Raw genomic sequence first — 13,528 nt, 5'->3', positions numbered from 1 at the left:
TGGAGGGAAGTCCTCATGAAGCTCAATCGCAGGCAATTCGTTGCAGGCACGTCGGCACTAATCGCAGTGCCGACTATCGGGAGGGCGGCTACCGCCCCCCGAATAATCGAGGCGCGTTCAGGATTGGCACGTGTTGCCCCCGACAGCTATCCTGAAACCGAGATATGGGGATATGATGGCGGTGTTCCGGGCCCCGAAATTCGTGCCCGGCAGGGCGAAACGGTTCGCCGGACACTCCTGAACTCACTGCCTCAGCCTACGGCAATCCATTGGCATGGACTGCGGGTTCCAAACAACATGGATGGGGTGCCGGGTCTTACACAGGAGGCTGTACCAACAAGCGGCGAGTTTCAGTATGACTTGCCTCTGAAGGATGCAGGAACCTTCTGGTACCACTCTCATAACCAGTCAACGGAACAAGTGGCCAGGGGCCTTTACGGCGCGTTCATCGTCGACGAAATGGACCCGCCGGACACGGATCATGACATTACGATCCTGCTGGATGACTGGAGGTTGGGTCAGGACGCCCAAATCGTCGATGATTTCGGCGCGATGCATGACTGGACGCATGCAGGCCGAATGGGAAACTACGTTCACGCACACATATCGCCCATGACAGAAGTTCTGACAAACCAGCGTTTGCGACTTCGAATGGTCAACGTGGCAACTGATCGGATCATGTATGTCTCAGTAGGTGGCGCAAACGGGAAACTGGTCGCTTATGATGGCATGCCTGTAAGGCAGCCAGAGGATTTTGAAACCCTTGTTTTTGGGCCTGCACAGCGAGCAGACTTAATTGTTGATGTCACAGCGGAATCGAACGAAGCCGTTCAAATAACTCTTCACGAACGCGATGAATCGTTTGTCATTGCTGAAATCCCGGTTTCGGGAAGCGGTGCATCCGCAAACCGCGGTGCAATAGAAGCCCTGCCACCCAACCCTGTTTCCTTTCTCGAAGATGTTTCTGACGCTTTGACAATCCCATTAGTGATGGAAGGCGGGGCGATGGGCGGACTGCGTCAAGGCACTTTTAACGGCCAGGTCATGAGCACCAATGAATTGGTTCAGGAAGGGCAGATCTGGACATTCAACGGTGTCGCCGGGTTACCTGAAAACCCCCTTGCTGCCGTTTCGCGTGGCGACATAGTCCGGATTCAGATGCAGAACGACACCGTCTTTCCGCACGCTATGCACTTGCACGGGACGCACTTTCAGGAAGTTCTGCCAAACGGCAACCTAGGGCCGCTGCGGGACACAATCCTGGTTGACCGGATAGAAAAGCGGGAGATTGCGTTCGTTGCGGATAACCCGGGGGATTGGCTGTTTCATTGCCATATGCTGTCGCATCAGGCCGCTGGTATGAAGACCTGGCTGAGCGTGGCATGATGAACAAGAGTTCGGCGAAATGGGTGTCACTGGCTGCTGTAGTGATCATTGTCGCGGTCGCTGGCTGGGGCCTGAGTGGGCGTGCGCAGAACAGTGCATCAGCGGATTCGGCACGTGGTGCAGTTTTGTACGCCGAAAACTGCGCGTCATGCCACGGGGCAAATTTGGAGGGTCAGCAGGATTGGCAAACACCTGATCCGGATGGCGTCTTGCGGGCGCCCCCGCATGACCGAACCGGGCATACCTGGCATCACGGCGACAAGCTGTTGTTCGACTATACAAAGTTTGGCGGGGACCAAACTTTGAAACAGATGGGTGTCGCTGACGTCAAAAGCGGCATGCCAGGCTTCGGGGACACTCTGTCGGATCAGGATATCTGGGACATCCTCGCCTTCATCAAGGAGAGTTGGCCGGATCGGGAACGCAAGCTGCAAGAGCAACGCACCGAAGCAGAACAAACGGAAGGAAACTGATGTGAAACGAATACTTGCAGGCTTAGTCGCTATCGCCATGTCGATTGGCATTCCTATGGCACGCGCCGACGAGCTGTCTGACTCCGATGTAAAACGGCTGGCTCTCGAAGCCATTTTGGAAAACCCTGAGATCATCATGCAGGCGATTCAATTGCTTCAACAGCGCGAGGATCAGGCAAAAGCCGAAGCAATTGGAAGCGTCTTGGAAAATCAGCGTGAATTGCTGGAACAGGATCCGAATGCGCCTGTAATCGGAAACCCGGAAGGCGATGTAACCGTGGTCGAGTTTTTCGACTATAACTGCCCATATTGCAAACGCGCTGCCCCGGTCGTGAAGAACGTAATCGCGGGCGATTCCGATGTGCGAATTGTTTATCGAGAATGGCCCATACTTGGAGAAGGTTCCGACTTCGCGGCACGCGCTGCGCTGGCCTCACGAAACCAGGGAAAATACGAAGAATTTCATTGGGCGCTTATGGCTCTGAACGGTCGTGCCACTGAGGCCAGTGTACTGAAAGTTGTTCGGGAACTTGGCCTGGACGAGGATCAATTGCGCGCAGATATGGAAGCGCCGGAAGTCGACGCGCATATTCAGATTTCCATGGAATTGGCCCGACAGCTTGGCTTCAGTGGCACTCCTTCGTTTGTGATTGGAGATGCGCTTGCCCCGGGTCTGATCACCGAAGATGAAATGACCCGGTTAATCGTGGCAGTCAGAGACGCAAGATAGAACCAAGGGGGCGACAGCATGTGCGCTCCTAAGTTTATCATGCGATCGTGGCTTCGTATCCCTCGGACTTCAGCGCTGCAAGGATATGATCAAGTGAATTGGTGCTTAAGACACGTACCCTGCGGTTTTCCATGTCAAAGTCCAACTGTGCGGAGGAATCCACCGTGGCAACGGCTTTTTCGATAGCTGACTTGCAGTGCCCGCAGCTCATATCCGGGATATTTAGGGTCGTCATGGATGTTTGCTCCTGTGTTCCGTCGTCCCGGCTAAAGTATTCCAGCACAGGAAGGTCAAGTCGTGATTATTGGATCGTCAAAATTAGTGGCAAAGAAAGTCAGCCCCATCCCTTGACCTTCCACTTGCTGGAACCCTTATGTTTCCCGTCAGCAGAACATTGGTGGTGACAATATGACTGAAATTTCACATGCAAGGTTTCAAGTTCAGGGTATGAGCTGTGCGTCCTGCGTAGGGCGGGTTGAGCGCGCGTTGAAAGATGTGCCAGGGGTAGATGCCGCTTCGGTTAATCTCGCCAGCGAAAGCGTTCAGGTCGATTTCCGCGATCCAGCCGATAAAGCGGCCATTGCTGATGCGTTAAACAGCGCCGGATATCTGGCACGGACGGAAGAGGTAACGCTGGATATTCAGAACATGTCCTGCGCATCGTGCGTGGGGCGCGTTGAACGGGCATTGCAAGCAGATGATGGCGTCTTGTCCGCGTCGGTCAATCTGGCCACCGAAAGTGCAACTGTACGTTATGCTGAGGGAGTCACAACACCCGAAGCCATCGCGGCGCTTGCGGCATCTGCTGGCTATCCGGCGAGCCTGCGATCCGCGACGCAGACCGAACCACAAGACCGCAAAGCCAAAGAGATTCGCCAATTGGCCCGGCGAACAAGCTTTGCCGCCTTGCTCGCTTTGCCGGTCTTTATCCTTGAAATGGGCTCGCATGTTATTCCGGGCATGCACCACCTGATAGCGAGCACGATCGGCATCCAGAACAGCTATTACCTGCAATTCCTTCTAACCACGATCGTTCTTTTTGGGCCAGGTTTGCAGTTCTATACTAAGGGATTCCCTTCCTTGTTCAAAGGCGCGCCGGACATGAATTCTCTGGTGGCTCTGGGCACTTCGGCGGCTTATGGGTTCTCGCTTGTTTCCACCTTTGCGCCGGGTGTTCTTCCCGCCGGAACCGCAAACGTCTACTACGAGGCCGCAGCGGTGATCGTGGTTCTCATATTGCTGGGGAGGTTCCTCGAGGCGCGCGCCAAGGGGCGAACTGGTGAAGCGATCCGAAAACTGGTCGGTCTGCAGGCAAAAACAGCGCGCGTTGAGCGCGACGGATCGGTTGTCGAGCTACCGATCGAGCAGATCGTTGTAGGGGATATTGTGCACGTTCGACCGGGCGAAAAAATCGCGGTGGATGGTGCCGTAGTGACCGGCGCGTCATATGTCGATGAAAGCATGATCACCGGCGAGCCGGTTCCTGCCGAAAAGACCGAGGGCGCAACTGTGGTCGGCGGAACAGTTAATGGCGCGGGCGCATTGACGTACCGGGCTGAAAAGATCGGCGCAGACACTATGTTGGCCCAGATCATTCAAATGGTCGAACAAGCACAGGGTGCCAAGCTTCCGATTCAAGGCTTGGTTGACCGCATCACGCTGTGGTTCGTGCCGGTAGTGATCGCTGTGGCCGTAATGACTGTGCTGGTTTGGATGTTGTTCGGACCCGATCCTGCGCTCAGCTTGGCGTTGGTAGCCGGGGTTGCGGTACTGATCATTGCTTGCCCCTGCGCCATGGGGTTGGCCACACCCACCTCAATCATGGTCGGCACCGGCCGCGCGGCCGAGATGGGTGTCCTGTTTCGAAAGGGCGACGCCTTGCAAATGCTGCAGGAAACCACCGTTGTTGCGGTGGACAAGACGGGGACCTTGACCGAAGGGCGTCCGGAGCTGACCGACCTGATTGTGGCCGAAGGATTGGCCGAGGATGAGGTTCTGCGCCTTGTTGCTGCCGTTGAGGTCACATCCGAACATCCGATCGCCACGGCCATCGTGCGCGCGGCTGAAACCCGTGGTCTGGAGCTTTCGAAGCCAGAAGACTTCACGTCGATCACCGGTTACGGGGTAAGCGCCTCAGTCGAAGGCCATACAATCCTGATCGGGGCCGACCGCCTGATGAGTCGCGAAGGGGTTGAAATGGGCGCGTTGTCTGATCGGGGCGCTGAACTCGCAATCAACGGAAAGACTCCACTTTATGCCTCCGTAGACGGAGTTATCGCAGCCGTCATCGCCGTGGCGGACCCAATCAAGACCACCACGCCAGACGCAATTGAAGCTTTGCACGGACTGGGGCTGAAAGTAGCGATGATTACCGGCGACAATACCGCTACAGCCAAATCCATCGCGGCGCAGCTTGGCATCGATCATGTCGTGGCCGAGGTTCTGCCAGAGGGTAAAGTATCCGCGTTGCAAGATCTGCGCTCAAATGGCGGAAAACTGGCCTTTGTGGGTGATGGCATCAATGATGCCCCCGCTCTGGCGGCGGCTGACGTAGGAATTGCGATCGGGACAGGCACTGACATCGCCATCGAGGCGGCTGACGTCGTTCTGATGTCAGGCGACCTGACAGGCGTGGTCAACGCCTTCGATATTAGTCAGCGCACCATGCGTAACATCCGCCAAAACCTGTTCTGGGCTTTCAGCTACAACACGCTGCTCATACCGGTTGCAGCGGGGGTGCTCTATCCGTTTGGCGGCCCGTTGCTGTCGCCGGTTTTGGCTGCAGGTGCCATGGCGCTGTCCAGTGTATTTGTCCTGACCAACGCGCTGCGGTTGCGCTGGGTTAAGCCGATCAAAGTTGGGCGAGAACAGATCTCGCAGAATGAAGAGCAGGCGCTGCGATCAGCGCCTGCTGAATAGAATAGGAGAACCGCTGTGAATATCGGAGATGTAGCAGAACGTTCGGGTCTGCCTGCCAAAACCATCCGTTATTACGAGGATATCGGATTCATCAAACCCAGGCGCAGTCTGAACGGGTATCGACATTTCGACGAAAAGGAACTGCACAAACTGGCCTTCATCGGGCGGGCCCGCTCATTGGGCTTTACCATTGAGGATTGCCGTTCACTACTGGCGTTGTACGAGGACAAAGAACGCGCAAGCGCGGACGTGAAGGATATCGCCAAACAGAACCTAAAAGAAATAGATGCCAAGATCGCGGACCTGAAGGCCATGCATGCTACACTGTCTCATTTAATCGATGAATGTGCCGGAGACCACCGTCCCGACTGCCCGATCCTGAAGAACCTCGGCCAAACTTAGATGCGCTCATCGTATGAACTGCCTCCTATTTTGGCAGTTTGTTACGTGTATTCGCGGGAATCCGCTTCATTTCGATACAGCGCACCAACTCACCTGTTTTTTCCTCCGACTGGCTTGAACACTCGTTACGTTCGTCCTAACTGCACGGGATGAAGTGGAAGTTTTTCTCAGTGTTGCGAATGACGTTTCTGACATGCGTCTGCTTGGCGATGACCTTCGTCGGCACTGTTGTGGTCGCGAGCAGTGACGTCAAAAACAGTAGCACCTCTGAGCCTCACGGCGTTTCAATGGCTGCAAAGTCATCAGACTTCAAACACGACCATAGCGGTTTGCATCCGACGACTGGCCAAATCCACACGGATAGCCACGTAAATCACAGCGGAGAATGTCATTCCGGTATCTGTTGTGTTGGCGAATATCCGACCCACGTAGGACTTGCGGTTTTGGCTGAAGCTTTTGGCCAGAAAAACCGTAACATGGATTCCGACATCCACAACTCTCAAGCGCCTCTGACGCCCGATCGTCCTCCACAAATCTCCTAACATCCACAGGCCCGTCAGCGCGGGTTTTCATGTTGTTTCGGTTCGAGCATGCACTGCGACCGTCAGGAGATTATTATGCGTGGAAGATATGCGGCACTATCAGTACTTGCCTTGGCGATTGGCCTGGGTGGAGGTGTCTTTCTTGAAAGACTGTACCTGAATCCAATTGATCAGGGCCAGTCGAACGAACCAGAGGTCCTTTATTGGGTAGCACCGATGGATCCGAATTTTCGGCAGCCTGGACCTGGAAAATCGCCGATGGGTATGGACTTGATCCCGGTTTATTCTGGGCAGGAACCTACCGGCGACCCTGAAGAAGTCACCCTGAGCGCTGCGGAAATCAACGCAATTGGTGTGCGAACTGCGGTTGCACGCATGACTGATATCGAACCTCGCATCGAAACGGTGGGTTTCGTCGGCTTTGACGAACACCTGACCAATCACGTTCATACGCGTGTTGAAGGTTGGATTGAGCAACTGAAAGTTCGAGCGGTCGGTGATCGCGTTGAGAAGGGGCAAGTTTTATTTGAACTCTTTTCACCACTGATCGCAGCTGCGACCGGCGATCTTGTACGCGCAGTCGAAGCTGGTGACCCGCGGATTTTGGACGCGGCGCGCAATAAGTTGATCAGCCACGGTATGTCCGCTCGTCAGGTTGCTGAGATTGAGGCGGGCGGTGAGTTGGTTCGAAATGTGGAAATTGAGGCACCTCAAAACGGTGTCGTCATAGCTCTGAATGCCGCCGATGGCATGTACCTGCAGCCAGGCACGCTTGCTTTTTCGGTAACCGATCTTTCTGAAGTATGGCTGATCGTTGATGTATTTGAACGAGATATTGCACGTTTGTCGGAAGATATGCGCGCGATAGCAAGGTTCGAGCACCTACCCGGTCGCACCTTCGAAGGCGACATCGACTATGTTTACCCTGAGCTTGATCCGCAAACCCGAACTCTTCCCGTAAGGCTTAGTTTCGATAACACCGACGGCGTGCTGCGGCCGGGCATGTTTGGCAGTGTTAGCCTTATACCGGATGAAAGCCGAAATGTTCTCACTGTTCCATCAGAGGCGTTAATTCGTACCGGTTCGGCGGAACGCGTCATCTTAAAAACAGGCGATGGTACTTTTCGCCCGAGACTGGTGACTACAGGTCTTCGAGACAGTTTCGGCGAGGGGGGTCGAACAGAAGTTCTGCAAGGGCTTGAACCTGGTGAGGAAGTTGTCGCATCCGCACAGTTTCTAATCGACAGTGAAAGTGCTTTGAGCGCCGGTTTCACCCGAATGGCACCAACGGATACCGAACCAGCACGCGGGGCAGGCACCCTGGTTTCACTCGATGCCCAAAATCGTATGGCAACTGTTCGTCACGATGTTCTCGAAAGCCTCGATTGGCCCGCAATGACTTCGCAGTTTCCGGTGAGGTCTGGTGTTTCGCTCGACAGCTTGAGTGCAGGCGACGCAGTCGCTTTCGTGATCGCACGGGGTGCGGATGGGCTTCTGAGCCTGATGGAGCTTGCACCAGACGATGGTATTGCCGGAACTGGTGCCGGAATCGCGCGCGCCGTCACTTCAGACGGCAAATTGACGCTTGAGCACGGACCGATCCCCGAGCTCGGTTGGGCCGCCATGACAATGGATTTGCCTGTTGTAGGAGTAGATCTCACTACCGTGCCAATCGACATGCCAATTGAGTTTGATCTGGCTGAGGGAGAAGGGGGGATGTTCTCGATTGTGGCAATTCGCGAAGAGGGCTCGCCGCCGACGGATTCCGTTGAACCCGAAGAAACCGACACGCCTTCTGCTCCACCGATTGTAGTCACCGGCACGATCAACCTCGTTAATGCTGAGGCGGGAACGGCAACCATCACTCACGGGCCGATGACTGAGATTGGCATGCCCGGAATGACCATGGATTTCCCATTAGAACCTACATTGGACACAAGCATGCTCGAAGTCGGTTCTGAAATGACTCTGACTTTCGCGCGTGCAGATGGCATGACAATGGTGTTGGCTGCGGCAACGCCTATTGCACCGCCACTTCAGGTTTCTGGCCGGATTAACAGTATCGACCCGAACGCGCGTACCGCGAACGTAACACACGGTCCGATGACTGAGATCGGCATGCCGGGCATGACCATGGATTTCCCGGTTGCGGAGGGGATTGAGGTTTCTAACTTGCCTGTAGGGATTGATGTTTCTTTGATCCTTCGCCGCAATCCCGACTTTTCGATGACGCTGTTAGAGGTCGCGCTTGATGGGAGTGTTACGCAGTGATCACGGCCATCATTCGTTCTTCGCTCGCCAACAGGTTCGTCATCTTGGCCCTCGCATTCATGATAGGAGTTGCGGGTATTTGGGCCATTCGTGAGACGCCGGTTGATGCAATCCCGGATCTGTCGGATGTCCAGGTAATTGTTCGCACGCCATATCCCGGGCAAGCGCCTCAAGTTGTCGAAAACCAAATCACATATCCACTTGCGACAGCCCTATTGGCCGTACCCGGTGCAAAAGACGTTCGCGGGTTCTCGTTCTTTGGAGACAGCTTTGTATATGTTGTCTTTGAGGACGGGACGGACCTCTACTGGGCTCGGTCGCGTGTGCTCGAATACTTGGGCCAGATTACCGGCAGCTTACCTGAGGGCGTGTCACCACAACTTGGCCCTGATGCGACTGGGGTCGGGTGGATTTATCAGTATGCGCTGGTTGACAGAACCGGAAATCATGATCTGGCTCAGCTCAGGACTCTGCAGGATTGGTTTCTGAAATACGAATTACAAGCCGTGGAAGGCGTCTCAGAAGTCGCCACCATCGGCGGAATGGTCAAACAGTACCAGGTCGTCGTCGACCCAAACAAACTACGTGCCTATGACATAACACTTGCACAATTGAGGACGGCTATTCAGGCGGCCAACCGCGAGACGGGCGGCAGCGTCATTGAGATGGGGGAAGCCGAATTCATGGTCAGGTCCTCGGGCTACATTGACGAATTGTCAGACCTTGCAAGCGCGCCGTTGATGGTCAACGACCGTGGCGCCGCTCTGACGCTTGGAGACGTCGCTGAAATCCGTCTGGGGCCGGAAATGCGGCGCGGTGTCGGAGAACTCGACGGGCAAGGAGACGCGGTTGGTGGAGTAGTCATTCTGCGATGGGGTGGGAATGCGTTGGCAACGATCAAAGCGGTGGAGGCGCGCATCGAAGAGTTGCGCTCAAACCTGCCGGAGGGGGTCGAAATCATAACGACCTACGACCGATCTGGTGTGATCGAGCGTGCTATCGATAACCTCCAGAAGAAACTGACGCAGGAATTCATTGTCGTTGTTCTTGTGTGCGCGGCTTTTCTACTTCATCTGCGGTCATCCCTCGTAATTCTTCTGTCGCTCCCTCTGGGAATCTTTGCCGCATTTATTCTGATGAAGGCGCAAGGAGTAAACGCAAACATCATGTCGCTCGGCGGCATAGCCATCGCTATTGGTGCGATGGTCGACGCATCGATTGTGATGATCGAGGCGATGCACAGGCGGTTGGAAAAAGAAAAGCTCACAGCAGAGAACCGATGGCGGATTGTGCAAGAGTGCGCTTCTGAGGTGGGACCAGCCCTTTTTTATTCTCTGGCGATTATCACGGTTAGTTTTTTGCCTGTTTTCGTTCTGGAAAATCAGGAAGGTAGGCTCTTCTCGCCACTCGCTTATACCAAAACCTACGCCATGGCTGCAGCCGCCATCCTTTCGATAACGCTGGTTCCGGTCTTGATGGGTTACTTTGTAAGGGGGCGTATTCTACCGGAGCGAAAAAATCCGCTAAATCGCTTGGTTGTGTTCGTGTACCGCCCATTTCTGGACGCGGCAATTGCCTGGCCATGGGCAACAACACTGTTGGCCGGCGTTCTGGTGACGTCCATGTGGTACCCGTACCAGAGAATTGGCTCTGAATTCATGCCCGAGTTGAACGAAGGTGATTTTCTCTACATGCCGAGCTTCTACCCCGGGATCTCGACGGGAAAAGCCCGTGAGGTACTGCAGCAGACCAACCGCCTGATCGCGACCGTGCCTGAAGTCGAAACTGTTCACGGTAAAGTTGGGCGTGCGGAGACTGCAACCGATCCAGCACCTCTAACGATGGTGGAGACCACAATCCAACTCAAGCCGGAAGAAGAATGGCGCCCCGGCATGACAATGGAGAAAATCCGGAATGAGCTCGATCGTATCGTTCAGGTTCCGGGCGTTACAAATGTTTGGATCCAACCTATCAAGAACCGCATCGATATGCTTGCGACAGGTATCCGTACTCCTGTCGGTGTCAAAATATCCGGCACCGACTTGGAGGTCATTACAGATATAGGGATCGAAGTAGAGCGTGCGGTCGCTGATATTGATGGAACGGCTTCCGCCTACGCAGAGCGACCTGTTGGCGGGCGTTTCATCGAAATCGACGTCAAACGAGATGCCGCCTCCCGATACATGATGAGTGTTCGAGAAGTTCAGGACGTAGTGCAGACCGCAATTGGCGGTATGCAAGTGTCGGAATCTGTGGAGGGGCTGGAGAGGTTTCCTATAAACCTTCGGTACCCTCAGGCATGGCGAGACAGCCCGGAACGGCTCGAAAATCTTCCTGTCGTCACGCCGTCGGGTGCTCATGTGCCACTGTCCGCTCTCGCCGATATTCGAATAGTTGACGGGCCGGGAATGATACGATCAGAGAACGCTCGACGAACTGGGTTCGTGTTCATCGACATCGCGGGGCGCGACCTGGGCGGCTATGTGGCCGAAGCACAAGAGGTGGTTACAGAAAAGGTCGACCTGCCTCCAGGTTACTCGCTGACTTGGTCAGGGCAGTATGAGTACATAGAGAGAATGCAGGACAGGTTGACGATCGTTGCTCCTGCAACCCTGCTAATTATCACGCTCATGCTTTTCTTGGCGTTCAATCGGGTGATTGAGGTCGGGATAATTCTTGCGGCGCTCCCGGTCGCATTGGCAGGTGGGGTTTGGTTCTTATGGTATCTTAACTTCGATATCTCAATTGCTGTGCTCGTGGGCTTCATCGCGCTGGCGGGAGTTGCCGTGGAAACAGCGATTGTCATGTTGTTGTACCTCAATCTTGCTTGGGAGAAACGTCGAGGGCTGGCGCAATCGGAACAGCGAAAGCTGACACGTGACGATATCGAAGACGCGGTGTTCGAAGGAGCCGTTCTTCGGGTTCGGCCGAAGGTAATGACTGTAGCCACGATCTTTGCAGCACTGATACCCATCATGTACGGCACCGGTACAGGCTCTGAAATCATGCAGCGGATCGCTGCGCCGATGATTGGGGGCATGGTGACAGCGACCCTTCTTACGCTTTTTGTCATTCCCGCAATATTCGTGATTTGGAAACGGCTCGCGCTCAATCGCGTGAACCGAGAGATCTCCCACACGATCCAGGAAGTGCCCCCTGCGCTTCCGGCAGAATAATACCCACAACCTTGAAACAGGAGCATCTGATGAAAACTTTGACTGCAATTTTGGCCCTATTGGCCGTGTCTACAACATCCGGCATCGCGCAAACGAACCACGGCATGGACCATTCCAACATGCCCATGTCTTCCGAACAGATGGAAGGTGCGGTCCACGCAAAGGCTTTGGTGAACTCAATTGGCGACGAAACCGCTAACGTCAGCCATGATCCGATCCCCGAGATCGGGTGGCCCGCGATGACGATGGATTTGCAGCTTCTTGAGAATGCCCAGATGATGGGTGAGATCAGCGCAGGTGACGAAGTCACACTGATGTTGGTCAAAAGCGATGATGGTATGTATGCGATCGGCGCGATCATGAAAAACTGAGTCTGTTGATGCGGCAGCTATTCACCAATGATGTGATTGTTCGCCGTTTCAACGACTGTAGGAAATTCTATGAACTAAGAGAAATGGAGTAGGAGCCACTCAAGAACCAAATCGTATTTCAACGATCTGTGGCTCTGCTCATAAGTTATCAGTCCATTGTCGGTTAAAGGCGCTTTAAGCAATTCGTTGACTGATTGAAGCTCCAAAGCTCAGAAAATCTTCCGGCTATACTGATTGAACAGAGCAATCCAGGCAAGCAGTACACAAACTGCCAACGCTTCGGTATCTCCGGCCCGCGCCACTGCAGTTAAACTGCGCAAAATTCTGGAGCTACTTGCGCAGCCCAGTGGAAATCTGACCGACAAGCAAATCCCACCTAAAACATTTCACAATTGGAATGTGTGTACTACATTGTCGCCGAGATGACTTCACGCGGCCATTCAACGGACCAGCGTCGAATTGTCTGGGGCGTTGCCTTGTTGGTTTTTGCTTCAGTCGAAAACGCAGCGCGGAGCGGTCAAAATGAGGATATCTCCAGGGCGACGACTTGGGAAAACGATACGACATGACAGCTAACACAAGAGAGCACTGGGACGATGTCTATGGCGAGAAGTTTGACACCCAATTGAGTTGGCACGAGGATGATCCAGAGATATCGCTTGAACTCATCGAGTTGATCAGAGTGTCTAAGCCTTCATCCGTCATCGACATTGGTGGAGGTACATCTCGTCTTGCTGGAGCGTTGCTTGCGAAGGGGCTCCATGACGTGACAGTTCTCGATCTATCGCAGGTCGCGTTGGACACGGCCCGGGAAAGGTTGGGGCGCGCCGCTGAAACAGTCACTTGGATTTCTGCAGATATAACTTCTTGGGTCCCCGATCGCAGATATGACGTCTGGCATGATAGGGCGGTTTTTCACTTTCTCGTGGATACATCGCAACGCGCGGCCTATCTGGAAAGCGTGAAGAAAGGGGTAAAAATTGGCGGCCATGTGATCATTGCTACGTTTGCACTTGATGGGCCGGAGACTTGCAGTGGTCTCCCTGTCGCCCGCTATAGTCCGAGCGATATCGCCGTGCTTTTTGAGGAACACTTTGAACTCGTCGCGCATCGCCATCACCTGCACCAAACCTCTTGGGGGGAAAGTCAGTCTTTCCAGTTCAGTGTTCTCCGCCGCTGCGTTTGAGCCCACACCTGAAACTGGCCCAAAGCGGTACGCTTCCAATAAGCTTTCGGGGCATGCCGATTGTGTTCACAA

Annotated in this window: 11 protein-coding genes; 9 read left to right on the top strand and 2 right to left on the bottom strand. The window is 54.4% G+C overall.

Annotated features, from left to right (window positions below; translation table 11 throughout):
* Positions 1–15 precede the first annotated feature (15 nt).
* The 3 genes from GOV91_RS18500 to GOV91_RS18490 are packed head-to-tail and all read left to right on the top strand — an operon-like array spanning position 16 to position 2,589.
* Entirely contained in the window at positions 16–1,386 is a 1,371-nt protein-coding gene (locus tag GOV91_RS18500) for a multicopper oxidase family protein (RefSeq protein ID WP_170417903.1), read from the top strand.
* Positions 1,386–1,859 carry a c-type cytochrome gene (locus GOV91_RS18495; protein ID WP_170418019.1) on the top strand — a complete coding sequence of 158 codons (474 nt, stop codon included), beginning with the start codon at positions 1,386–1,388 and terminating at the stop codon, positions 1,857–1,859. The genes GOV91_RS18500 and GOV91_RS18495 overlap by 1 nt, the downstream gene beginning before the upstream one ends.
* Before the next feature lie 37 nt (positions 1,860–1,896).
* On the top strand, positions 1,897–2,589 hold the full coding sequence (locus GOV91_RS18490) for a DsbA family protein (protein WP_170418016.1): 693 nt from the start codon (positions 1,897–1,899) through the stop codon (positions 2,587–2,589).
* A gap of 37 nt (positions 2,590–2,626) precedes the next feature.
* On the opposite strand, the gene GOV91_RS18485 is transcribed toward GOV91_RS18490, so the two are convergent.
* On the bottom strand, positions 2,627–2,824 hold the full coding sequence (locus tag GOV91_RS18485) for a heavy-metal-associated domain-containing protein (protein ID WP_170417905.1): 198 nt from the start codon (positions 2,822–2,824) through the stop codon (positions 2,627–2,629).
* Positions 2,825–2,997: 173 nt separating this feature from the next.
* Between GOV91_RS18485 and GOV91_RS18480 the strand changes: the two genes are divergently transcribed.
* Complete coding sequence (locus GOV91_RS18480; protein ID WP_170417908.1) at positions 2,998–5,508, top strand: heavy metal translocating P-type ATPase; 2,511 nt, start codon at positions 2,998–3,000, stop codon at positions 5,506–5,508.
* Between the two features lie 15 nt (positions 5,509–5,523).
* The gene (gene cueR / locus GOV91_RS18475) at positions 5,524–5,910 is read left to right on the top strand and encodes a Cu(I)-responsive transcriptional regulator (protein ID WP_152460772.1); all 387 of its coding nucleotides are present in this window, start codon (positions 5,524–5,526) and stop codon (positions 5,908–5,910) included.
* Positions 5,911–6,212: 302 nt separating this feature from the next.
* Here the strand turns inward: cueR and GOV91_RS18470 are convergent, their stop codons facing one another.
* Positions 6,213–6,404, bottom strand: coding sequence for a hypothetical protein (locus GOV91_RS18470; RefSeq protein WP_170608328.1), 192 nt, complete (start codon positions 6,402–6,404; stop codon positions 6,213–6,215).
* A gap of 123 nt (positions 6,405–6,527) precedes the next feature.
* Here GOV91_RS18470 and GOV91_RS18465 point away from each other — a divergent pair, with 123 nt between their 5' ends.
* From GOV91_RS18465 to GOV91_RS18450, 4 genes are all read left to right on the top strand, one after another.
* On the top strand, positions 6,528–8,723 hold the full coding sequence (locus GOV91_RS18465; protein WP_170417912.1) for an efflux RND transporter periplasmic adaptor subunit: 2,196 nt from the start codon (positions 6,528–6,530) through the stop codon (positions 8,721–8,723).
* Positions 8,720–11,899 carry an efflux RND transporter permease subunit gene (locus tag GOV91_RS18460; protein ID WP_170417917.1) on the top strand — a complete coding sequence of 1,060 codons (3,180 nt, stop codon included), beginning with the start codon at positions 8,720–8,722 and terminating at the stop codon, positions 11,897–11,899. Before GOV91_RS18465 ends, GOV91_RS18460 begins: the two co-directional genes overlap by 4 nt.
* 29 nt (positions 11,900–11,928) lie before the next feature.
* Complete coding sequence (locus GOV91_RS18455) at positions 11,929–12,270, top strand: copper-binding protein (RefSeq protein WP_170417920.1); 342 nt, start codon at positions 11,929–11,931, stop codon at positions 12,268–12,270.
* A gap of 565 nt (positions 12,271–12,835) precedes the next feature.
* Complete coding sequence (locus GOV91_RS18450; protein WP_170417923.1) at positions 12,836–13,456, top strand: trans-aconitate 2-methyltransferase; 621 nt, start codon at positions 12,836–12,838, stop codon at positions 13,454–13,456.
* Positions 13,457–13,528: the final 72 nt, after the last annotated feature.

It is taken from the genome of Ruegeria sp. HKCCA6837, assembly GCF_013034475.1.
GTDB lineage: Bacteria > Pseudomonadota > Alphaproteobacteria > Rhodobacterales > Rhodobacteraceae > Ruegeria.
Note: the sequence above shows the minus strand (reverse complement) of the source record. Positions and strands in the feature narration are given on the sequence as shown.

Bases quoted from the DNA above. Each gene is read 5' to 3' on its own strand.
- GOV91_RS18500 (WP_170417903.1), top strand. From the start codon at position 16: ATGAAGCTCAATCGCAGGCAATTCGTTGCAGGCACGTCGGCACTAATC.
- GOV91_RS18495 (WP_170418019.1), top strand. From the start codon at position 1,386: ATGAACAAGAGTTCGGCGAAATGGGTGTCACTGGCTGCTGTAGTGATC.
- GOV91_RS18490 (WP_170418016.1), top strand. From the start codon at position 1,897: ATGTCGATTGGCATTCCTATGGCACGCGCCGACGAGCTGTCTGACTCC.
- GOV91_RS18485 (WP_170417905.1), bottom strand. From the start codon at position 2,824: ATGACGACCCTAAATATCCCGGATATGAGCTGCGGGCACTGCAAGTCA.
- GOV91_RS18480 (WP_170417908.1), top strand. From the start codon at position 2,998: ATGACTGAAATTTCACATGCAAGGTTTCAAGTTCAGGGTATGAGCTGT.
- GOV91_RS18465 (WP_170417912.1), top strand. From the start codon at position 6,528: ATGCGTGGAAGATATGCGGCACTATCAGTACTTGCCTTGGCGATTGGC.
- GOV91_RS18455 (WP_170417920.1), top strand. From the start codon at position 11,929: ATGAAAACTTTGACTGCAATTTTGGCCCTATTGGCCGTGTCTACAACA.
- GOV91_RS18450 (WP_170417923.1), top strand. From the start codon at position 12,836: ATGACAGCTAACACAAGAGAGCACTGGGACGATGTCTATGGCGAGAAG.